19 protein-coding genes are annotated in these 22,135 nt (G+C 46.9%); all 19 read left to right on the top strand.

Translation table 11 applies throughout. The features are described 5' to 3' along the window. Positions 1-29 precede the first annotated feature (29 nt). The 19 genes from wcaA (at position 30) to NNO03_RS19920 (ending at position 22,076) form a co-directional block, all read left to right on the top strand. Entirely contained in the window at positions 30-872 is an 843-nt protein-coding gene (gene wcaA / locus NNO03_RS20010) for a colanic acid biosynthesis glycosyltransferase WcaA (protein ID WP_271450338.1), read from the top strand. A gap of 37 nt (positions 873-909) precedes the next feature. Then, complete coding sequence (gene wcaC, locus NNO03_RS20005) at positions 910-2,127, top strand: colanic acid biosynthesis glycosyltransferase WcaC (protein WP_271450337.1); 1,218 nt, start codon at positions 910-912, stop codon at positions 2,125-2,127. Further along, entirely contained in the window at positions 2,102-3,319 is a 1,218-nt protein-coding gene (gene wcaD, locus NNO03_RS20000; protein ID WP_271450336.1) for a colanic acid polymerase WcaD, read from the top strand. The genes wcaC and wcaD overlap by 26 nt, the downstream gene beginning before the upstream one ends. 5 nt (positions 3,320-3,324) lie before the next feature. Next, a complete protein-coding gene (wcaE, locus tag NNO03_RS19995; RefSeq protein WP_271450335.1) occupies positions 3,325-4,071 on the top strand; it encodes a colanic acid biosynthesis glycosyltransferase WcaE in 747 nt (248 codons plus the stop codon). 9 nt (positions 4,072-4,080) lie between these two features. Beyond that, a complete protein-coding gene (gene wcaF, locus NNO03_RS19990; RefSeq protein ID WP_271450334.1) occupies positions 4,081-4,635 on the top strand; it encodes a colanic acid biosynthesis acetyltransferase WcaF in 555 nt (184 codons plus the stop codon). A 24-nt stretch (positions 4,636-4,659) separates the two neighbouring features. Then, positions 4,660-5,781 (top strand): GDP-mannose 4,6-dehydratase, encoded by a 1,122-nt coding sequence (gmd, locus tag NNO03_RS19985; protein WP_271450333.1) that lies wholly within the window; start codon positions 4,660-4,662, stop codon positions 5,779-5,781. Positions 5,782-5,786: 5 nt separating this feature from the next. Then, a complete protein-coding gene (locus NNO03_RS19980) occupies positions 5,787-6,755 on the top strand; it encodes a GDP-L-fucose synthase (protein ID WP_271450352.1) in 969 nt (322 codons plus the stop codon). After that, positions 6,755-7,234, top strand: coding sequence for a GDP-mannose mannosyl hydrolase (locus NNO03_RS19975; RefSeq protein ID WP_271450332.1), 480 nt, complete (start codon positions 6,755-6,757; stop codon positions 7,232-7,234). The genes NNO03_RS19980 and NNO03_RS19975 overlap by 1 nt, the downstream gene beginning before the upstream one ends. Further along, positions 7,231-8,454 (top strand): WcaI family glycosyltransferase, encoded by a 1,224-nt coding sequence (locus NNO03_RS19970; RefSeq protein WP_271450331.1) that lies wholly within the window; start codon positions 7,231-7,233, stop codon positions 8,452-8,454. The genes NNO03_RS19975 and NNO03_RS19970 overlap by 4 nt, the downstream gene beginning before the upstream one ends. A gap of 3 nt (positions 8,455-8,457) precedes the next feature. Continuing rightward, the gene (gene cpsB / locus NNO03_RS19965) at positions 8,458-9,900 is read left to right on the top strand and encodes a mannose-1-phosphate guanyltransferase (RefSeq protein ID WP_271450330.1); all 1,443 of its coding nucleotides are present in this window, start codon (positions 8,458-8,460) and stop codon (positions 9,898-9,900) included. Positions 9,901-10,194: 294 nt separating this feature from the next. Next, positions 10,195-11,589: an undecaprenyl-phosphate glucose phosphotransferase gene (gene wcaJ, locus NNO03_RS19960; RefSeq protein WP_149691688.1), complete on the top strand. Its 1,395-nt coding sequence runs from the start codon at positions 10,195-10,197 to the stop codon at positions 11,587-11,589. Position 11,590: 1 nt separating this feature from the next. After that, positions 11,591-13,069, top strand: a complete 1,479-nt coding sequence (locus tag NNO03_RS19955; RefSeq protein WP_271450329.1) for an MOP flippase family protein — start codon at positions 11,591-11,593, stop codon at positions 13,067-13,069. A gap of 63 nt (positions 13,070-13,132) precedes the next feature. Further along, positions 13,133-14,413 carry a colanic acid biosynthesis pyruvyl transferase WcaK gene (wcaK, locus tag NNO03_RS19950; protein WP_271450351.1) on the top strand — a complete coding sequence of 427 codons (1,281 nt, stop codon included), beginning with the start codon at positions 13,133-13,135 and terminating at the stop codon, positions 14,411-14,413. Further along, on the top strand, positions 14,410-15,630 hold the full coding sequence (gene wcaL / locus NNO03_RS19945; RefSeq protein ID WP_271450328.1) for a colanic acid biosynthesis glycosyltransferase WcaL: 1,221 nt from the start codon (positions 14,410-14,412) through the stop codon (positions 15,628-15,630). Before wcaK ends, wcaL begins: the two co-directional genes overlap by 4 nt. Before the next feature lie 11 nt (positions 15,631-15,641). Next, a complete protein-coding gene (wcaM, locus tag NNO03_RS19940; RefSeq protein ID WP_271450327.1) occupies positions 15,642-17,030 on the top strand; it encodes a colanic acid biosynthesis protein WcaM in 1,389 nt (462 codons plus the stop codon). Between the two features lie 165 nt (positions 17,031-17,195). Further along, positions 17,196-18,086, top strand: a complete 891-nt coding sequence (gene galF, locus NNO03_RS19935) for a GalU regulator GalF (protein WP_115643576.1) — start codon at positions 17,196-17,198, stop codon at positions 18,084-18,086. 381 nt (positions 18,087-18,467) lie between these two features. After that, the gene (locus NNO03_RS19930) at positions 18,468-19,883 is read left to right on the top strand and encodes a mannose-1-phosphate guanylyltransferase/mannose-6-phosphate isomerase (protein ID WP_271450326.1); all 1,416 of its coding nucleotides are present in this window, start codon (positions 18,468-18,470) and stop codon (positions 19,881-19,883) included. 20 nt (positions 19,884-19,903) lie between these two features. After that, positions 19,904-21,289 (top strand): phosphomannomutase CpsG, encoded by a 1,386-nt coding sequence (cpsG, locus tag NNO03_RS19925; protein ID WP_271450325.1) that lies wholly within the window; start codon positions 19,904-19,906, stop codon positions 21,287-21,289. Continuing rightward, positions 21,282-22,076 carry an ABC transporter permease gene (locus tag NNO03_RS19920; protein ID WP_271450324.1) on the top strand — a complete coding sequence of 265 codons (795 nt, stop codon included), beginning with the start codon at positions 21,282-21,284 and terminating at the stop codon, positions 22,074-22,076. The genes cpsG and NNO03_RS19920 overlap by 8 nt, the downstream gene beginning before the upstream one ends. The last annotated feature ends 59 nt before the right edge of the window (positions 22,077-22,135 follow it).

The raw sequence follows: 22,135 nt of genomic DNA, 5'->3' as shown, positions 1-22,135 counted from the left end.
CATCTGGCAACTTTATCTGGGACAAAAAAATGACGACAGACAACCCACTAATTTCTATTTATATGCCAACCTGGAACCGCCAGCAGTTAGCTATCCGGGCGATTAAATCGGTGCTGCGCCAGGACTATAGCCACTGGGAAATGATCATTGTCGATGATTGCTCTTCAGAGTATGAGCAGCTGCAACAGTTTGTTGAGGCGTTAAACGATCCACGCGTGAGCTATACGCATAACGCTATTAACTCCGGCGCGTGCGCGGTACGCAATCAGGCGATCATGCAGGCCAGTGGGCAGTACATTACGGGAATTGATGATGACGATGAGTGGACGCCGAATCGCCTGAGCACATTCCTTCAGTCTCGTCATCAACTGGTGACGCACGCTTTTCTCTACGCTGATGATTATGTCTGTGAAGGTGAGGTTTATTCACAGCCAGCCAGTCTGCCGTTGTATCCGAAGTCGATGTACTCACGACGCCGATTCTACAAACGAAATATCATTGGCAATCAGGTCTTTAGCTGGGCGTGGCGTTTCAAAGCATGCCTGTTTGATACCACGTTAAAAGCCGCTCAGGACTACGACATTTTTCTGCGCATGGTGGTGGCCTACGGTAAACCCTGGAAGGTAAAAGAGGCGACGCAGATCCTGCATGTGAATCACGGCGAGATGCGCATTACTTCCTCTCCACATAAGTTCTCCGGTTATTTCCAGTTCTATCGCAAGCACAAAGGTAAATTTGACCGGGCGAGTAAAAAATATCAGCTGTTTACCCTTTATCAGATTCGTAACAAGCGGATGAACTGGCGCACATTGCTGACGCTGCTTTCCATACGCAACGGTAAGCGCCTGGCTGACGGTCTGCGAGGACGCTAAGTATGCTGAGTCAACATGTGAGAGCGAAGGTAATGCAATGAATATTCTGCAATTTAATGTTCGGCTTGCCGAAGGCGGGGCAGCCGGGGTCGCGCTGGATTTACACCTGCGCGCGCAGGAAAAAGGGTGGTCGTCGAGGTTTGTATACGGTTATGGCAAAGGAGGCAAGAAAAGCGCCAGTCACGGGAATTATCCACACGTGATTAAACATGCGCCGCGTTTAACGTCGGCGGCGAATATTGCGCTGTTTCGCCTCGCAAACCGCGATCTGTTTGGCAACCTCGACAGTATGTACCGCACGATCACCCGCACTGCGGGCCCGCTGGTTCTGCATTTCCATGTGCTGCACAGTTACTGGCTGAATCTCGAAGAGGTGGTGGCGTTTTGCCAAAAGGTGAAGGCACATAAGCCCGATATCACCTTTGTCTGGACGCTGCACGATCACTGGAGTGTTACCGGACGCTGCGCCTTTACCGATGGTTGCGAAGGCTGGAAAACGGGCTGCCAGAAATGCCCAACGTTAAGCAACTATCCCCCGGTTAGCGTTGATAAAGCACACCAGCAACTGCCTGGCAAACGTCAAATGTTTCGCATGATGTTGGCGCTTGGCTGCCAGTTTATCTCGCCCAGTCAACATGTGGCGGAAGCATTTAACAGTCTGTACGGTGCCGGGCGTTGTCACATCATCAATAACGGTATTGATGTGGCGACGGAAGCGATTCTTGCTGACTTGCCAGTTCAGTATGAACCGCCGGGCAGACCGAAAATTGCCGTGGTAGCCCACGATTTGCGCTATGACGGTAAAACCAGCCAGCAACTGGTTCAGGCGCTTATCGCGCTCGGGGACAAAATAGAGCTGCATACATTCGGTAAGTTTTCCCCGTTTGCCGGAGCAAACGTCATCAACCATGGGTTTGAAAGTGACAAACGAACCTTGATGGGGGCGCTAAATCAGATGGATGGGCTGGTGTTCAGTTCACGGGTTGATAACTACCCGTTAATTTTATGCGAAGCGCTTTCTATCGGTGTACCGGTTATCGCCACGCACAGCGAGGCGGCACAGGAAGTGCTGGCAAAATCAGGCGGTAAAACGTTCAGTGAAGCGGATGTTCTGCGTTTGGTACAACTTAAAAAATCAGAAATTGCACAGGCGGTATTTGGCACCACGCTGGCAACCTTTAGCCAGCAGAGTCGGACAGCATACAGCGGACAACAGATGCTGGAGGAATATGTCTCGTACTATCAGGGTCTGTAGCTATCTGGTGTTACCGCTGCTTTATCTGCTGGTTAACGTCAAGCTTGCACAATTGGGTGAAAGTTTCCCTGTCACCGTTGTCACTTTTTTACCACTGTTGCTACTGCTGTTTGTCGACCGTATCAATATTAAAAAACTGTTGATTGCGTTGGGTGTAGGCGGGGCCCTGACGGTGTTTAACTACCTGTTTGGCCAATCGCTGGATGCCAGCAAGTATGTAACATCTGCCATGTTGTTTAACTATACCGTGATCATTATTGGCATGGTGTGGAGCATTCGCTTCAAAACCATTTCACCTCATAACTATCCTAAAATTTTACGTTTATTCTGGCTGGTGGTGGGGGTAGTGGTCGGTCTGGCTGCCGTTGAAATGGTACAGATCATTCTCAGTGGTGGCAGCAGTATAATGGAAGCTATTTCGAAATATCTTATTTACAGCAATAGCTATGTTCTGAACTTTATTAAATTTGGTGGAAAACGTACCACTGCACTCTATTTTGAACCCGCGTTTTTCGCTCTGGCGTTAATCTCAATTTGGCTCAGCATCAAACAGTTTGGTATCAAAACGCCCAGGACCGATGCTATGATTCTGACAGGGGTGATATTGTCAGGATCGTTTTCTGGGGTAATGACATTTATATTGTTTTACCTACTGGAGTGGGCGTTTCAGTATCTGAATAAGGATGCGATAAAAAAGAAGTTACCCTTGGCGATTATCTCACTGAGTGTGTTTATGGTGGGTGTGATATTTGCCTTCCCCTACATTGCGACGCGTCTTGGTGATTTAGGTACGGAAGGTTCTTCATCGTATTATCGTATAGTCGGGCCGTTGGTCATGGTTGGGTATTCATTACTGAATATCGATGGTGTAGTGCGATTTGGCTCACTTTATGAATATGTTGCATCATTCGGAATCTTTAACGGTGCAGATGTAGGTAAAACGATAGACAATGGTTTGTATCTGTTAATTATCTATTTTTCGTGGTTCGCCGTAATATTATCCCTGTGGTACATGGGGAAAGTAACGAAGATGATGATGAATGCATTTGGTGATAATCAGAATTATCGGGTGCAACTTTATCTTTTTACACCGTTGTCGTTGTTTTTCACCGGTTCAGTATTTAGTCCGGAATACGCTTTTTTAATCGTATGTCCGTTTATTTTGCGCAAGGCGCTGAATATCGCGAGGTAATTTACATGCTGCTGAGTATTATCACCGTCGCTTTTCGCAATCTGGACGGGATCGTCAAAACCCACGCGTCACTAGCACATCTTGCGCAGACGAGCGATATCAGCTTTGAGTGGATTGTTATCGATGGGGGGTCTACAGACGGTACGCCAGCGTTCCTGGAGAATCTCAATGGAGAGCACCAGTTACGTTTTGTCAGCGAGCCTGATAACGGTCTCTACGACGCAATGAATAAAGGGATAGCTATGGCGCGCGGGCGTTTTGCACTCTTTCTCAACTCTGGAGATATTCTGCACGCTGATTCTGCGCATTTTATCCGCCAGTTAAAAACGCAGAGTGATAAAACGATGGTGATTGGCGATGCATTGCTGGACTTTGGTAATGGTAAAAAAATGACGCGCCGGGCTAAACCCGGTTGGTACATCTATCACAGTTTGCCAGCCAGTCATCAGGCAATATTTTTCCCGCTGACAGGCCTGCAAACCTGGCATTATGATTTGCAATATAAAATATCATCGGATTATGCGCTGGCAGCAAAATTATACAAATCGGGGTTCGCTTTTAAAAAACTGACTGGTTTAGTGTCGGAGTTTTCCATGGGCGGCGTATCGACTACGAATAATCTGGAATTGTGTCGGGATGCCAAAAGAGTCCAGCGTCAAATATTGCGCATGCCCGGTTTTTGGGCTGGATTTTCTGAATACATACGTCTACGTACAACCGGTAAGACAAAGCACTTATATGGTAAAACGTAAGGTTACACTATGCAGGATTTAAACGGCTTCGCGGTGCCGAAAGGTTTTCGCGGCGGCGGTGTCATTAAAGTGCAATTATGGTGGGCGGTTCAGGCAACATTATTTCACTGGTCACCACAGGTTATGTACCGCTGGCGTGCATTTTTATTAAGGATATTTGGCGCAAAAATAGGAAAAAACGTAGTTATTCGGCCTTCAGTAAAAATTACTTATCCGTGGAAATTGACACTGGGTGATTACGCCTGGGTGGGTGATGACGCGGTTTTATATACGCTGGGTAATATTACGATTGGGGCTCATACGGTTATTTCGCAGAGAAGCTATTTATGCACCGGGAGTCATGATTATGCCAGCCAACACTTTGATATTAGCGCCACGCCAATTGTGATTGGCGAGAAATGCTGGCTGGCGACAGATGTTTTTGTCGCGCCTGGCGTGACGATTGGTGACGGCACCGTCGTGGGTGCACGCAGCAGCGTTTTTAAATCGTTGCCGGCCAATGCCATATGTCGGGGTAACCCCGCAGTAGTTACGCGTAAACGCGTCGAGAACGTTACTCCCTGAAGGGAAATTTTAAGAGGTAATAGCATGGCAAAAGTCGCTCTCATTACTGGCGTAACCGGGCAGGATGGTTCTTACCTGGCAGAGTTTCTGCTGGAAAAAGGTTATGAAGTTCATGGTATTAAGCGCCGGGCCTCGTCATTTAATACCGAACGTGTAGACCATATTTACCAGGACCCGCATGCGGGTAATCCCAAATTCCATCTGCATTATGGCGATTTGACGGATTCTTCTAATCTGACCCGCATTTTGCAAGAGGTTCAGCCGGATGAAGTCTATAACCTGGGCGCAATGAGCCACGTGGCGGTGTCGTTTGATTCGCCAGAATATACTGCTGATGTTGATGGGATCGGCACACTGCGTTTGCTGGAAGCGATTCGCTTCCTGGGGCTGGAAAAGAAAACCCGTTTCTATCAGGCTTCCACCTCTGAACTGTACGGTCTGGTTCAGGAGATCCCGCAGAAAGAAACGACACCGTTCTATCCGCGATCGCCCTATGCCGTCGCCAAACTGTATGCCTACTGGATCACCGTCAATTACCGTGAATCTTATGGCATGTATGCCTGTAACGGCATTCTGTTTAACCATGAATCTCCGCGCCGTGGCGAGACCTTCGTCACTCGCAAAATTACCCGCGCAATTGCCAACATCGCCCAGGGACTGGAGTCCTGTCTGTACCTTGGCAACATGGATTCGCTGCGTGACTGGGGACATGCCAAAGACTACGTCAGGATGCAGTGGATGATGTTGCAGCAGGAACAGCCGGAAGATTTCGTGATCGCCACTGGCGTGCAGTATTCCGTCCGTCAGTTTGTGGAAATGGCCGCTGCCCAACTCGGTATTAAATTGCGCTTTGAAGGTGAGGGCGTGAATGAAAAAGGCATTGTGGTTTCGGTGACTGGGCATGATGCACCAGGGGTGAAACCGGGGGATGTGATGATCGCCGTCGACCCACGCTATTTCCGTCCTGCGGAAGTGGAAACGCTGTTGGGCGATCCGGCAAAGGCACACGAAAAACTGGGCTGGAAACCGGAAATCACGCTGCGACAGATGGTTTCTGAAATGGTTGCCCACGATCTGGAGGCTGCGAAGAAACATTCACTGCTGAAGTCCCATGGTTACGATGTTGTTATTGCACTGGAGAGCTAATGATGATGAAGAAGAAACGTGTTTATATCGCGGGACATCGGGGAATGGTGGGCTCTGCTATTTACCGACAACTCGCACAACGTGAAGATGTAGAGTTAATCATTCGTAACCGTGAGCAGCTCAATTTATTAGACACAACGGCGGTTAATGATTTCTTTACCAGTGAACATATTGACCAGGTTTATCTTGCCGCGGCAAAAGTGGGCGGGATTATGGCTAATAATAATTATCCATCTGATTTCATTTATGAAAACATGATGATGGAAAGTAATATTCTTCATGCGGCTCATAATTCAAATGTCGAAAAGTTATTATTTTTAGGCTCATCATGTATTTATCCTAAGTTTGCGCAGCAACCAATCAAAGAGAGCGAGTTGTTGCAGGGATCACTGGAGCCGACAAATGAGCCCTATGCCATCGCTAAAATTGCAGGGATAAAACTGTGTGAGTCCTATAACCGGCAGCATCGCCGGGATTACCGTTCAGTGATGCCGACGAACCTGTATGGACCTAACGACAATTTCCATAAAGATAATTCCCATGTGATTCCTGCGCTATTGCGTCGTTTTCATGAAGCCACCCAACGTGATGACAAGTACGTTGAAGTTTGGGGCAGTGGAAAACCCATGCGTGAATTTTTGCATGTCGATGATATGGCGGCAGCCAGTATCCATGTTATGGAGTTAGACAATGAGGTTTGGCAGGAAAATACAGAGCCAATGCTTTCCCATGTCAACGTAGGTACGGGTGAAGATTGCACTATTCGTGAACTTTCCGATGCCATTGCAAAAGTTGTCGGTTTCCGCGGTGAAATTATTTTTGATGCTTCTAAACCTGATGGGACACCACGGAAACTGCTTGATGTGAGCCGCCTGAGAAGACTCGGATGGCATCATGAAATAGGGCTTGAACAGGGGCTGGTTAATACTTATCGCTGGTTCCTTGATAATCAGCAGCGGTATCGGGGTGAGTAATGTTTCTCAATAAAGAAGACTTCGCTAATGCGGTGCGCACGACACCGCTGATCTCTCTGGATTTTATCATTGAGAATGAGTTTGGGGAGTTTTTAGTTGGGAAAAGAACTAACAGGCCTGCTCAAGGATATTGGTTTGTGCCAGGCGGCAGAGTATTAAAAGATGAAACGCTGGAACAAGCATTTATGCGTTTGACGGAAGAGGAATTAGGTCAGCAGTTTCCCATAACACACGGTGAGTTTTTTGGTGTCTGGCAGCACTTTTATGATGATAATTTTTCTGGTTCTTCGTTTACAACGCATTATGTGGTGCTGGGTTTTCGACTGAAAATTAATACCAGTACATCAATGCTGCCGTCAAAACAGCATGATACCTGGCGTTGGGCTAAATCGGATGAACTGATTATCGATGGAAATGTGCATAAAAATACGCAGGCATATTTCAACCCAGCGACGAAAGATCGGGTGCCCGGGATATGAGAATTCTGGTTTATGGCATCAATTACTCGCCCGAGTTGACCGGAATTGGTAAATACACGGGAGAGATGGTGGAATGGATGGCAGGCCAGGGGCATGAGGTTAGGGTTGTCACGGCTCCCCCTTATTATCCGCAGTGGCAAGTAGGCGAGCCTTATTCTTCCTGGCGTTATCGTCGGGAAGTGGGTGTCACTACTGTCTGGCGCTGTCCATTATATGTACCGGCTCAACCTTCAACGCTAAAGCGGTTGCTACATTTGGGCAGTTTTGCCCTGAGCAGTCTTTTTCCCCTGTTGGCTCAGTGTCGGTGGAAGCCTGAGTACATTATCGGCGTGGTACCCACGCTATTCTGTACGCCAGGGATGCGTTTGCTGGCAAAACTGTCTGGCTCTCGCACCGTGCTGCATATTCAGGACTATGAAGTTGATGCGATGTTGGGGCTGGGACTGGCGGCAGCCGGAAACTCCACAATGATTGCGCGAGTAGCCAAAGCATTTGAGCGCAGCAGTTTGTTGAGTATGGATAATGTTTCCACGATCTCCCGTTCTATGATGCAAAAAGCGCAGGAGAAAGGTGTTGCTGCAGAAAAACTTATCTTTTTCCCGAACTGGTCTGAAGTGGAAAGATTCAGCAAGGTGGATAGTGCTGATATAGAGCAAATACGTCAGCAGTTTGATTTGCCAACTGATAAAAAAATTATTTTGTATTCTGGCAATATTGGTGAGAAACAAGGCGTTGAAAATATCGTTGAGGCTGCAAGTCAGACTCAGGATAAACCATGGATATACGTTATTGTGGGTCAGGGAGGGGGAAAATCCAGGATGGAACAAATGGTTAAGGAACGAGCCCTAACGAATGTTAAGTTCTACCCACTGCAACCTTATGAAATGCTGCCTGCGTTATTAAGGCTAGCAGATTGCCATTTAGTCATCCAAAGACGTGGCGCTGCAGATGCGGTCCTTCCTTCGAAGTTAACGAACATATTGGCGGTCGGGGGGAATGCCGTTATTACAGCAGAGATCCACACCGAACTGGGGCAGCTTTGTCAGAAACATCCCGGTATTGCAATCTGTATTGAGCCAGAATCAGTTGAAATGCTTGTGGCTGGTATTACTGAAGCAATCACTATGCCTGAATACAATATGATTGCACGTTCATATGCAGAGTCTGCACTTGAAAAAGATAATGTCTTAAATCAATTTATTAATCATTTGAAGGGTTGACGTATGAGCCAAAATAACATTCATCCGGTAATTATTGCAGGTGGGTCCGGTAGCCGTTTATGGCCATTATCCAGAACATTATATCCAAAGCAGTTCTTGTGTCTGGATGGGCAAAACACTATGTTGCAATCGACAATTTGCCGCCTTGATGGCCTGGATTGTTCACCACCGCTTGTAATATGTAATGAAAAGCATCGATTTATTGTTGCTGAGCAATTGCAAGAAATCGATAAGCTAACGGGTAATATTATTCTTGAGCCACAAGCCCGGAATACCGCACCAGCAATCGCGCTGGCAGCAATCGCAGCATGTAACAATAATTCCGAACATAACCCGTTGTTGCTGGTTCTGGCGGCTGATCATATTATCGAAGAAAATAAATTCTTCCACGATGCAGTGACCTCAGCTATCCCGTTAGCTGAAAATGGCAAGCTGGTAACATTTGGTATCGTTCCGGATGCACCGGAAACAGGGTACGGTTATATTCGACGCGGTGAAGTCAGCAGTACCCAGATTAAAGTTGATTCTGTTGCTTTCAATGTTGATGCTTTTGTGGAAAAACCTGACATTGAAACAGCCGAAAAATATATCTCTGCTGGTGAATATTATTGGAATAGCGGTATGTTTTTATTCCAGGCCCGACGCTATCTTGAAGAGCTCGAAAAATATCGTCCAGATATTTTACAGGCCTGCTTGTTGGCGATGGATAACGCTGAACTGGACAATGATTTTATCCGTGTCAGTCGGGAGGATTTCCAGGATTGTCCAGAAGAATCGATCGACTATGCCGTGATGGAGAAAACCACGGACGCTGTAGTCCTGCCGATGAACGTCGGCTGGAGCGATGTAGGGTCATGGTCATCTCTTTGGGAAATCAGCGATCGTAACGACGAGGGTAATGTTTATCATGGTGATGTTATTGACCATAATACAGAGAACAGTTATGTCTACGCCGAATCGGGACTGGTGGCAACCGTCGGCGTAAAAGATCTGATTGTTGTCCAAACTAAAGATGCAGTATTAATCGCAAATAAAACAGATGTACAAGATGTAAAAAAAATCGTTGCACAAATTCAGGCGGAAGGTCGCTCGGAACATCATATTCATCGGGAGGTTTTTAGACCCTGGGGGAAATATGATTCTATCGATGAAGGCGATCGTTATCAGGTTAAAAGAATAACCGTGAAACCCGGTCAGGGCTTTGCATTACGTATGCACCATCATCGCGCTGAACACTGGATTATTGTTGCAGGAACTGCGAAAGTTACGATCTGTGATGAGGTCCAGTTATTAAGTGAAAATCAATCAGTATATATTCCTCAGGGCACTGTTCATTGTCTTGAAAACCCAGGGAAGGTTCCGTTGGAGATGATTGAAGTTCGTTCTGGAGTCTACCTTGAAGAAGATGATATTGTAAGGTTTGGCACACATCATGAGCATATATAGAAGTCTATTATTCATTTCTGTTAACTGACTCTCTGCGAACTTTTATGAAATAAAAATAACAGAGCCTGGCCTTTGTTACTTATTTATTGAGGCAATCAGGTCGGGTTAACTGTTGCCTGAAAAAGGAGATAACGTGAGCCAAATAATCTGTGTTGCCACTTTTGATATTTGTTACGGAACAATTGGTGATGTACGCCTGAACGTGCGAACGCGCACTCTCCTGGCATTGCTAAATCAGTAATGCTGGTATTTCCCTTGCCCGATACGGGCAAGTGGCGACTAACAGGAACCACGATGACACATCTAAAAAAGCGCGAACGAGCCAAAACCAATGCGTCGTTAATATCGATGGTGCAACGCTTTTCAGATATCACCATCATGTTTGGTGGATTATGGATAGTCTGCGAACTGAGCGGTTTGCCTTTCCTGTATATGCACCTGCTGGTGGCGTTAATCACGCTGGTCGTTTTTCAGATGCTGGGCGGGATAACGGATTTCTACCGCTCCTGGCGCGGGGTAAAAATTTCAACTGAGTTGGTGCTGCTGCTGCAAAACTGGACGCTGAGTCTGATTTTTTGCGCGGGTCTGATTGCCTTTAATAACGATTTTGATAACCGGTTTGCTCTTTGGCTGGCATGGTATCTGTTGTCAAGTATTGGTCTGGTGCTGTGCCGTGCGTTTATTCGCTACGGGGCGGGATGGTTGCGAAATCGTGGTTATAACACGCGTCGGGTAGCGGTAGCAGGGGACCTTCCCGCAGGACAGGTACTGCTGGACAGCTTTCGCCATGAGCCGTGGTTGGGGTTTGAGGTCGCGGGTGTCTATCACGACCCCATACCGGGGAAAAATGCCCGTGATTGGGCGGGAAATCTACAGCAACTGGTGGATGATGCCAAAGCTTCACGCATTCATAACGTCTATATCGCTATGTCGATGAGCGATGGGGCGCGCGTAAAAAAACTGGTACGCGAACTGGCTGATACCACCTGTTCAGTGCTCCTGATTCCTGATGTCTTTACCTTCAATATTCTGCACTCGCGGATTGAAGAAATGAACGGTGTTCCTGTGGTACCGCTGTATGACACACCGCTTTCTGGCATTAATCGTCTGCTGAAGCGCGCGGAGGATATCGTCCTGGCATCGTTAATCCTGCTGCTTATTTCTCCTGTGCTATGCGCCATTGCGCTGATGGTGAAGCTGACCTCAAAGGGGCCGGTAATTTTTCGTCAGACCCGCTATGGGATGGACGGGAAACCGATCAAAGTCTGGAAGTTTCGTTCCATGAAGGTAATGGAAAACGATGCAGTAGTTACCCAGGCCACGCAGAACGATCCGCGTGTGACCCGCGTGGGTAACTTCCTGCGGCGGACGTCTCTGGATGAATTACCACAGTTTATCAATGTGCTGACAGGAGGGATGTCTATTGTCGGGCCGCGTCCACATGCGGTGGCGCATAACGAACAGTACCGTCAGCTGATAGAAGGGTACATGTTACGCCATAAGGTGAAGCCAGGTATTACCGGTTGGGCGCAAATCAACGGCTGGCGTGGTGAAACCGATACGCTGGAAAAAATGGAAAAACGGGTAGAGTTTGACCTCGAATACATTCGTGAATGGAGTGTGTGGTTCGATATCAAAATCGTTTTTCTGACGGTGTTTAAAGGCTTCGTCAATAAAGCGGCATATTAATATGAGCTTACGAGAAAAAACCCTCAACGGTGCCAAGTGGTCAGCCATTGCTACGGTAATCATTATCGGTCTGGGGCTCATCCAGATGACGGTTCTGGCGCGGATTATTGATAATCATCAGTTCGGGTTATTAACCGTGTCGCTGGTGATTATCGCGCTGGCCGATACGCTGTCTGATTTTGGGATCGCCAACTCGATTATTCAGCGCAAAGAGATAGGTTATCTTGAACTAACCACCTTGTACTGGTTAAACGTTGGACTGGGGATCGCCGTTTGTATTGCTATGTTTTCGCTCAGCGAGACTATAGCCGATGTGCTTAATAACCCTGAGCTGGTGCCACTGGTTAAAACCTTAGCGCTGGCGTTTGTGGTGATCCCGCATGGGCAGCAGTTCCGTGCGCTGATGCAAAAAGAACTGGCCTTCAACAAAATTGGCATGATTGAAACCAGTTCAGTACTGGCCGGTTTTACTTTTACCGTGGTTAGCGCGCATTTTTGGCCGATCGCCATGACGGCCATTGTTGGCTATCTGGTGAACAGTACGCTACGCACGCTGCTGTTTGGCTATTTTGGCCGCAAAATTTATCGACCTGGACTGTGTTTTTCGCTTTCATCCGTGTCGTCAAATCTGCGCTTTGGGGCGTGGCTGACGGCGGACAGCATCATCAATTACGTGAACACGAACCTTTCGACGCTGGTGCTGGCCAGAACTCTGGGGGCAGGCGTAGCGGGAGGCTTCAATCTTGCCTGGAACGTGGCAGTTGTACCGCCCATCAAACTGAATCCGATAATTACCCGAGTACTGTTTCCTGCGTTTGCCAAAATTCAGGACGATACCGAAAAACTACGGGTGAATTTTTACAAGCTGCTATCCGTTGTCGGCATTATCAATTTCCCGGCGCTACTGGGATTGATGGTGGTATCGAATAACGTCGTACCGCTGGTGTTTGGTGAAAAGTGGAACAGTATTGTTCCGGTGCTGCAACTGCTGTGCATTGTGGGTCTGCTGCGCTCAGTCGGTAATCCGATTGGCTCTCTGCTGATGGCCAAAGCACGGGTCGATATCAGCTTCAAATTCAATATATTCAAAACTTTCTTGTTTATCCCCGCCATCCTGGTTGGCGGAAATATGGCGGGTGTGATTGGCGTCACGCTGGGTTTTTTACTGGTACAGGTCATAAACACCATCCTGAGCTATTTCGTGATGATCAAACCGGTACTGGGACCGAGCTATCGGCAGTACATGCTCAGCCTGTGGCTACCGTTTTATCTCTCCTTACCCACGTTGGTGGTGAGTTACGTGCTGGGAATGACACTGCAAAATAAATTGCCGTTAGGTGCGTTGCTGAGCCTACAGATAGCCGCTGGCGCTCTGGCGTTTGTCGTGATGATTGTGCTGTCGCGTGATCCGCTGGTGGTGGAAATCAAACGCCAGTTCTGTCGAGGTGAAAAAATGAAAGCCCTGTTCCGCGCAGGATGAATTGTGTTTGTTGTCGTCCGGAGATGGGAAAACCGTTATCCGCACTGATTTTAAGAGGTCATGATGAAATTACTGATTCTGGGCAACCACACCTGCGGAAATCGTGGGGACAGCGCCATTTTGCGCGGTTTGCTGGATGCCATTCATACGCTCCAGCCTGAGACGGAAGTGGATGTGATGAGCCGCTATCCGGTGAGTTCCTCCTGGTTACTAAACCGACCGGTGATGGGCGACCCACTGTATTCACAGATGAAGCAGCATAACAACGCTGCAGGCGTCATGGGGCGCGTAAAGAAAGTGCTGCGTCGTCGCTATCAGCATCAGGTGCTGCTCTCGCGCGTTACAGATTCCGGAAATCTGCGCAACATCGCTATTGCTCAGGGGTTTACTGACTTTGTCCGCTTGTTGTCGCGTTATGACGCCATTATCCAGGTCGGCGGATCGTTTTTTGTCGATCTTTATGGTGTGCCGCAGTTTGAGCATGCACTGTGTTCATTTATGGCCAAAAAACCGCTGTACATGATTGGTCACAGCGTCGGGCCATTCCAGGACGAACAGTTCAATCAGTTGGCGAATTACGTTTTTGGGCACTGCAATGCGCTAATTTTACGAGAGTCGGTCAGTCTGGAACTGATGAAACGCAGTGAAATAACGACAGAGAAAGTTGAGTCGGGTGTGGATACCGCCTGGCTGGTAGACAACCATCACGATGACTTTGAACCGGGTTATGCCGTACAGCACTGGTTACAAACGGCAGCAAAGCAGAAGACTGTCGCCATTACACTACGTGAACTGGCACCGTTTGATAAGCGTCTTGGGACCACACAACAGGCCTATGAGCGAGCCTTTGCCGGCGTGGTTAATCGGATCCTTGACGAAGGTTACCAGGTGATGGCGCTCTCAACCTGTACCGGTATTGATAGTTACAACAAAGATGATCGCATGGTTGCACTGAACCTGCGCCAGTACGTTAACGATCCGACCCGTTATCACGTGGTCATGGATGAACTAAACGATCTCGAAATGGGAAAAATATTGGGCGCATGTGACCTGACGGTGGGCACACGCCTGCACTCTGCCATCATCTCGATGAACTTTATGACGCCGGCGATAGCCATTAATTATGAGCACAAATCGGCGGGAATTATGCAGCAACTGGGATTAGCGGAAATGGCGGTTGATATCCACCATCTGTTGGATGGCAGCCTTGAGGGCAGGGTTGCCGATATCCTGGGACGGTTGGCTGAACTTAATGTCAGGGTAGAGGAGGCCGTTAAGCGTGAACGTGAACACGGTATGCACATGGTGCAATCGGTATTAACGCGTATTGAGGAGGGGAAATGAAAGTCAGCTTTTTCCTGCTTAAATTTCCGCTGTCCTCTGAAACCTTTGTGCTGAATCAGATTACCGCGTTTATCGATATGGGGCATGATGTTGAAATTATCGCGTTATATCAGGGCGATCTTGATAACACTCATGCTTCCTATGTGGACTACCGCCTGGGCGAAAAAACACGATGGTTATTGAAAGAACCGGCTGGCAGGTTGGCAAAGCTGAAATATCGCACCTTGACGATTTTACAGGGCATTACCCGGACTGCGACCTGGAAGGCGTTCAATGTTCCACGCTATGGCGATGAGGCGCGTAATCTGATTTTAGCCGCGATCTGTGCGGCAACCCCGTGCGCATTCCAGGCCGATGTCTTTATTGCGCACTTTGGGCCCGCTGGCGTAACGGCGGCCAAACTGCGTGAACTCGGCGTGATCCGCGGCAAAATAGCCACTGTCTTCCATGGTATTGATGTTTCGCATCGGGACATCCTTGCCCGCTATACCCCCGAATATCAGAAGCTGTTTCAGCGCGGTGATTTGATGTTGCCCATCAGCAATCTCTGGGCCGAACGTTTGCGAAATATGGGATGTCCACCACATAAAATAGCGGTATCGCGTATGGGGATTGATATGACGCGTTTTACACCTCGTGAGGTGAAAGCGCCAGGTACGCCGCTAGAAATTCTTTCCGTTGCACGGTTAACCGAGAAAAAAGGGCTGCATGTCGCTATTGAAGCGTGCCGCCAGTTGAAGGCGCGAGGTATCTCATTTCGTTATCGCATTCTGGGAATTGGCCCTTGGGAGCGTCGGTTACGTACGCTTGTCGAGCAATATCAACTGGATGATGTGATTGAAATGTCAGGATTTAAACCCAGCCATCAGGTTAAAGAGATGCTTGAGCAGGCGGATGTTTTCCTGTTGCCCTCCGTCACGGGGATTGATGGTGACATGGAGGGGATCCCGGTGGCGTTGATGGAAGCCATGGCGGTTGGAATACCGGTCGTTTCTACCGTGCACAGTGGGATCCCTGAGCTGGTGGACGCTGGAAAGTCCGGCTGGCTGGCACCAGAAAATGATGCTCAGGCCCTGGCGGAGCGATTAGCGACGATCAGTATGCTCGACAGTGAGCAAGTGAAGCCGGTGGTGGCGTGCGCCCGCGAAAAAATAGCCGCTGAATTTAACCAGTTGGCGATCAATAAACAGCTAGCCAGTCTGCTGCAAACGATGTAAATCGAGGTTGTATGCCAGTGAAAAAACTCTCCCGACGTACTTTTCTGACGGCAGGTTCTGCGCTTGTCGTACTGCATTCTCCCGTTGCCCGGGCGCTTGAATCACCGGGTAGCGTCAACATTCAGGATTACAATCCCCTGGATTGGGTGGCTTCCTTCCGCCAGGCGTTTTCAGAGGCGCAAACTGTTATCGTGCCTGCTGGTCTGGAGTGCAAGAATATCAATACCGCAATCGTGATCCCGCCAGGTAAAACGTTGCATCTGCAAGGCGGGGTCAGTAGCAGTAGTCGTGGGCGATTTATTCTGCAGGATGGCTGTCGTGTGACAGGGGGGCAGGGGGGGCGCTTGCGAAATATTACCCTTGATGTTCGGGGCTCCGACTGTGTGATAAAAGGCCTAGCCATGAGCGGTTTCGCCCCCGTGGCGCAAATTTATATCGGTGGGAAAACGCCGCGAGCGATGCGTAATCTCACCATTGATGGCATTACCGTCACTCATGCGAATTATGGGATCTTGCGTCAGGGGTTTCATAATCAGATGGATGGCGTACGGATAACCAACAGTCGTTTTAGTGACTTACAGGGTGATGCCATCGAGTGGAATGTCGCGATAAACGACAGTGACATCGTGATTTCAGACCATGTTATAGAACGCATCAATTGTACGAACGGAAATGTTAACTGGGGTATCGGTATTGGGCTGGCAGGTAGTACGTACGACAACACCTACCCAGACGAACTGGCGGTGAAAAGATTTGTGGTAGCAAATATAACGGGCTCGGATTGTCGGCAGTTAGTCCATGTCGAGAACGGCAAACATTTTATCATTCGTAATATTACCGCGCGAAATATCACCCCGGATTTCAGCAAGAAAGCGGGCATCGATAATGCTACAGTCGCTATTTATGGATGTGATAATTTCGTGATCGATAATATCAATATGAAAAATAGCGCAGGGATGCTGATTGGTTACGGTGTGATCAAAGGACGATATTTGTCCATACCACAAAACTTTAAGCTAAATAATATTCAACTGGATAACACACATCTCGATTATAAATTACGTGGTATTCAGATTTCCTCAGGTAATGCAACTTCATTTGTGGCCATTACCAACGTTGAGATGAAGCGCGCGACGCTGGAGCTGCATAACAAACCTCAGCATCTTTTCTTGCGAAATATCAAGGTGATGCAACAATCCACTACAGGGCCAGCATTAAAGATGCACTTTGATCTGCGCAAAGATGTCCGCGGTAAGTTTATGGCCAAACAGGGTACCTTGCTCTCGCTGGCCAACGTTTATGCAGTTAATGAAGCAGGACAAAGCTCGGTTGATATTGACAGCGTAACCCACCAGGTTGTGAATGTCGCGGCAGTGAATTTTCGACTACCGGGTCGGTAATTTTACGACCATTCCTGGCTAAAAACCTACCCGGCTAAGATTATGATTACTGCATTCTGCCGATAAGCGGCGTAACATGCGACCTAACTGAGCAATGTAATTCATACTGGCTAAAACAAGCTAAAAAGCTATAATTCAGCAACTATTGAATAGGTGAATGACTTAATGATTAATTTGAAAGCAGTTATTCCGGTAGCAGGCCTCGGGATGCACATGTTGCCTGCCACAAAGGCCATCCCAAAAGAGATGCTACCGATCGTTGATAAGCCGATGATTCAATACATTGTCGACGAGATTGTAGCTGCAGGTATCAAAGAAATCGTTCTGGTAACACATGCGTCTAAGAACGCGGTTGAGAACCACTTCGACACCTCTTATGAACTTGAATCGCTGCTTGAACAGCGTGTTAAGCGCCAGTTACTGGCCGAAGTGCAGTCCATCTGCCCTCCAGGTGTGACTATCATGAACGTCCGTCAGGCACAATTGCTTGGTCTGGGCCACTCAATTCTTTGCGCACGCCCGGTAATCGGGGACAACCCTTTCGTGGTGGTGTTACCTGACGTCATTCTTGACACGGCGAGCGCGGATCCACTGCGTTACAACCTGGCCGCAATGGTGGCCCGCTTTAATGAGACCGGACGTAGTCAGGTGCTCGCAAAACGTATGGCTGGCGATCTTTCTGAGTATTCCGTTATTCAGACCAAAGAGCCTTTGGATAACGAAGGTAAGGTCAGCCGCATCGTTGAATTTATTGAAAAACCCGATCAGCCGCAAACCCTTGATTCGGACCTGATGGCCGTAGGGCGCTATGTGCTTTCTGCTGATATTTGGGCGGAAATTGAGCGTACACAGCCAGGTGCGTGGGGGCGTATTCAGCTAACGGATGCTATCGCTGAGCTGGCGAAAAAACAGTCTGTTGATGCTATGTTGATGACCGGCGATAGCTACGATTGTGGTAAGAAAATGGGCTATATGCAGGCATTTGTGAAGTACGGACTGCGCAACCTGAAAGAGGGGCCGAAGTTCAGGGATCAAATTTTAAAACTGCTGAGCTAATGCCACTGCTACTCTCATTGCCTACGATTTGAACCGGGTATCGCAGCAGTATATGTAAAGAGTAATGATTTGTCTGATACCCGCAGCATGCTGCTACAACTGTTTTTTTATAAATTTCAAATACTAAAAAAGGTAGATCGGTAAGAAATTACCGGTCCGCCGTAGGACATTTTTCTTGTCTACACAGTGAATAAATAAGAGAATATTCGGTCGAGATATCCCTAATTCGTTGAGGGGTATCAGCAATTTGTTTGCCCAACATAAAATGAGCAGTGTCCTGGTAGCTGTAGAGCCAGTGCGGTAGCGTGCCCATTTGTCATTGAGCGACGATGAGACTCTTTCGTTGGTTTAGTATAACGCATTGATATTTAAGGATTTAAAATGTTACTTCCTGTGATAATGGCTGGTGGTACCGGTAGTCGTTTATGGCCGATGTCGCGCGAGCTCTACCCAAAACAGTTTCTTCGCTTGTATGGACAGCGTTCAATGCTGCAAGAAACAGTGCTCCGCCTGGATGATGTCGATGCACGGGAACCGGTAGTCATTTGCAATCAGGAACACAGATTTCTTGTTGCCGAGCAACTAAGACAAATTAATAAGCTCTCGCATAATATCATTCTTGAACCCGTTGGCCGTAACACTGCGCCAGCAATAGCGCTGGCAGCATTAAGTGCAATAGAGAATGGTGATGACCCAATTCTTCTGGTATTAGCCGCAGATCATATAATTAACAATAAGCCGGCATTCCACCAGGTTGTAAAGTCAGCATTTAAATTTGCCATGCAGGGGCGCCTTGTCACATTTGGGATTGTACCAACTGGTGCAGAAACGGGTTATGGCTATATTCACCGTGGTAAGGAAGAAGTCCTTGGTGAGAATATCGCTTACCAGGTCAACCGTTTCGTGGAAAAACCGAACAAAGAAACTGCGGAAAGTTATTTAGCGTCTGGCGAATATTACTGGAACAGTGGAATGTTTATGTTCCGTGCCAAGAAATATCTTGAAGAACTGGAAAAATTCAGACCGGATATTCTTGAGTCCTGCAAGGCGGCGATCCGTGGTTGCAAAGATAGCGATGAATTTATCAAGATCGATCGCGATCTGTTTATCGCTTGTCCGGATGAGTCCGTTGACTACGCGGTCATGGAGAAAACGACAGACGCTGTTGTCGTTGGGCTTGATGCAGACTGGAGTGACGTGGGTTCCTGGTCGGCACTATGGGAAGTGAGTCCTAAAGATAAAAAAGGTAATGTTCTGACGGGTGATACCTTCATGCACAACGCAAATAACTGCTATATCAACACTGATGAAAAATTGGTCGCAGCTATCGGTGTCGATAATCTGGTGATCATTAATACAAAAGATGCTGTACTGGTCGTTGATAAAGATCAGGTGCAAGATGTTAAGAAAGTTGTTGAGTATCTTAAAGCTAATCATCGCAGTGAATATAAGCGTCACCGGGAAATATACCGTCCGTGGGGGCGATGCGATGTGGTGGTACAGACCGAGCGTTTTAATGTAAATCGGATCACAGTTAAACCGGGTGCAGCGTTTTCGATGCAGATGCATCATCACCGGACCGAACACTGGGTTGTGCTTTCTGGCACGGGTGAAGTGACGATTAAAGATCAAAAATTCCTGCTGACTGAAAACCAATCAACCTTTATTCCCATCGGAGCACAACATCGACTGGAAAACCCAGGCAAGATTCCATTGGAACTGCTTGAGATCCAATCTGGCTCGTATTTAGGGGATGATGACATTATTCGTATTAAAGACCAGTATGGTCGTTGCTAATTTTTAAGGTAAAAAGATCTATGTCTAAGCTGACTTGTTTTAAAGCCTATGATATTCGCGGAAAATTAGGCGAAGAATTAAATGAAGATATTGCGTATCGAATTGGTCGCGCATACGGTGAATTCCTCAAGCCTAAAACAATCGTGGTGGGCGGTGACGTTCGCTTAACCAGCGAGAGCCTGAAACTGGCATTAGCAAATGGCCTAATGGATGCGGGTACCGATATCCTCGATATTGGTTTAAGCGGGACAGAAGAGATCTATTTTGCAACTTTCCATCTTGGTGTAGATGGCGGCATCGAAGTTACCGCCAGCCATAATCCGATGGATTATAACGGAATGAAACTGGTTCGCGAAAATGCGAAACCTATCAGTGGTGACACAGGACTACGCGATGTGCAGCGTTTAGCCGAAGAAAATAATTTCGCGCCTGTGGATGCCCAACTGCGCGGCAGCTACAAGAAGATTTCTATCCTTGACGCTTATGTCGATCACTTAATGGGCTACATTGATTTCGCGAACTTCACTCGTCCAATGAAGCTTGTGGTTAACTCTGGCAATGGTGCTGCAGGCCATGTCATTGACGCGATTGAAAAACGTTTCGTTGCTGCTAATGTCCCCGTTTCATTTATTAAAGTTCATCACCAGCCGGATGGCACTTTCCCTAACGGGATCCCTAATCCTCTGTTACCAGAATGCCGCAAAGACACTGCTGACGCTGTTAAAGAACATGGCGCAGATTTGGGGATCGCATTTGACGGCGATTTTGACCGTTGCTTCCTCTTTGATGGGGAAGGGCAGTTTATCGAAGGCTATTACATTGTAGGTCTGTTAGCCGAAGCATTCTTACAAAAAGAACCGGGCGCGAAGATCATCCATGACCCGCGATTGACCTGGAATACCATCGATATTGTGACTAAAGCTGGCGGCATTCCGGTGATGTCTAAAACGGGCCACGCCTTCATCAAAGAGCGCATGCGTAAGGAAGATGCGATCTACGGTGGTGAGATGAGCGCACATCACTACTTCCGCGATTTTGCATATTGCGATAGTGGGATGATTCCGTGGCTTCTGGTGGCAGAGTTGCTATGCAAAAAAAATACTGACTTAAGGGCTATGGTATCAGAGCGAATAAAAAAATATGCTTGTAGTGGTGAGATTAATTTTAGCGTGAATAACATTAATAATATTCTAATGGAACTGCAATTAGAATATAAAGATACAGCGTTACATATTGAAACCATAGATGGAATTAGTTTTGAGTTTGATGATTGGAGAATGAATGTTAGAGCATCTAATACGGAACCTTTGCTTCGTATAAATCTTGAGAGCAATAAGTCACTACAAATAGTTGAACAGCGTCTTGATGAAGTGTCTAAGCTTGTAAAAGGGGTGATAAATGATTAATAAAATAGAGGCAATTTATCACTATAAAGATTTTATATTTAATAGTATTAAACGAGAATTTAAGAGTCGATACCAAACAAGTATGTTAGGTGCAGTATGGCTAGTGCTACAGCCATTAGCAATGATTATTGTTTACACGGTTATATTTTCAGAAGTCATGAAGGCTAGAATGCCTGACAATACAGGGGCATTTGCTTACAGCATATATCTATGTTCAGGTCTGTTGACTTGGGGGTTTTTCTCAGAAATAGTTATTCGATTAATCAATATATTCATTGAAAACGGTAATTATTTGAAAAAAATTAATTTCCCACGAATTTGCTTGCCTATTATTGCTGTTGGAATTTCATTTGTTAATTTTTTGATAATATTTTCATTGTATTTAATATTCCTCATTATTTCTGGGAACTTCCCAGGGGTGGAATTTTTTGCAATCATACCATTGCTTATTTTGCAGGTGTTGTTTGCAATGGGGCTTGGTCTAACATTAGGTGTTCTAAATGTTTTCTTTAGAGATGTTGGTCAATTTATGGCAATTGTCATGCAGTTTTGGTTTTGGTTTACACCAATTATATATCTTGTAAGTATAATACCTCTCTGGGCTAGAGAGTGGTTAATGTTGAATCCAATGTCAGGTGTGATATTAGGTTATCAAAATATATTTCTCTACCATAAGTTTCCTGTTTGGTCAGATCTAATTATTGTTTCAATACTCGCAATTTTATTTAATGTACTGGCCTATTTCTTGTATAAAAAACATGCTGGCGAAATGGTGGATGAATTATAATGAACATTATTTCAGTACAAAAAATCACAAAGTTTTATAAGACTTATTCTAAAAACAAC

Source organism: Citrobacter sp. Igbk 16 (assembly GCF_028069755.1).
Taxonomy (GTDB): domain Bacteria; phylum Pseudomonadota; class Gammaproteobacteria; order Enterobacterales; family Enterobacteriaceae; genus Citrobacter.
This window is presented reverse-complemented; position numbering and strand designations above follow the sequence as displayed.

Excerpts from the sequence above, each read along its gene's own strand:
- NNO03_RS19970 (WP_271450331.1), top strand. The coding sequence starts at position 7,231 with ATGAGAATTCTGGTTTATGGCATCAATTACTCGCCCGAGTTGACCGGA.
- wcaD (WP_271450336.1), top strand. The coding sequence starts at position 2,102 with ATGTCTCGTACTATCAGGGTCTGTAGCTATCTGGTGTTACCGCTGCTT.
- wcaL (WP_271450328.1), top strand. The coding sequence starts at position 14,410 with ATGAAAGTCAGCTTTTTCCTGCTTAAATTTCCGCTGTCCTCTGAAACC.
- NNO03_RS19980 (WP_271450352.1), top strand. The coding sequence starts at position 5,787 with ATGAAGAAGAAACGTGTTTATATCGCGGGACATCGGGGAATGGTGGGC.
- NNO03_RS19975 (WP_271450332.1), top strand. The coding sequence starts at position 6,755 with ATGTTTCTCAATAAAGAAGACTTCGCTAATGCGGTGCGCACGACACCG.
- wcaM (WP_271450327.1), top strand. The coding sequence starts at position 15,642 with ATGCCAGTGAAAAAACTCTCCCGACGTACTTTTCTGACGGCAGGTTCT.
- wcaE (WP_271450335.1), top strand. The coding sequence starts at position 3,325 with ATGCTGCTGAGTATTATCACCGTCGCTTTTCGCAATCTGGACGGGATC.
- galF (WP_115643576.1), top strand. The coding sequence starts at position 17,196 with ATGATTAATTTGAAAGCAGTTATTCCGGTAGCAGGCCTCGGGATGCAC.
- wcaF (WP_271450334.1), top strand. The coding sequence starts at position 4,081 with ATGCAGGATTTAAACGGCTTCGCGGTGCCGAAAGGTTTTCGCGGCGGC.
- NNO03_RS19955 (WP_271450329.1), top strand. The coding sequence starts at position 11,591 with ATGAGCTTACGAGAAAAAACCCTCAACGGTGCCAAGTGGTCAGCCATT.
- wcaK (WP_271450351.1), top strand. The coding sequence starts at position 13,133 with ATGAAATTACTGATTCTGGGCAACCACACCTGCGGAAATCGTGGGGAC.
- NNO03_RS19920 (WP_271450324.1), top strand. The coding sequence starts at position 21,282 with ATGATTAATAAAATAGAGGCAATTTATCACTATAAAGATTTTATATTT.
- NNO03_RS19930 (WP_271450326.1), top strand. The coding sequence starts at position 18,468 with ATGTTACTTCCTGTGATAATGGCTGGTGGTACCGGTAGTCGTTTATGG.
- wcaC (WP_271450337.1), top strand. The coding sequence starts at position 910 with ATGAATATTCTGCAATTTAATGTTCGGCTTGCCGAAGGCGGGGCAGCC.
- wcaA (WP_271450338.1), top strand. The coding sequence starts at position 30 with ATGACGACAGACAACCCACTAATTTCTATTTATATGCCAACCTGGAAC.
- gmd (WP_271450333.1), top strand. The coding sequence starts at position 4,660 with ATGGCAAAAGTCGCTCTCATTACTGGCGTAACCGGGCAGGATGGTTCT.
- cpsG (WP_271450325.1), top strand. The coding sequence starts at position 19,904 with ATGTCTAAGCTGACTTGTTTTAAAGCCTATGATATTCGCGGAAAATTA.
- wcaJ (WP_149691688.1), top strand. The coding sequence starts at position 10,195 with ATGACACATCTAAAAAAGCGCGAACGAGCCAAAACCAATGCGTCGTTA.
- cpsB (WP_271450330.1), top strand. The coding sequence starts at position 8,458 with ATGAGCCAAAATAACATTCATCCGGTAATTATTGCAGGTGGGTCCGGT.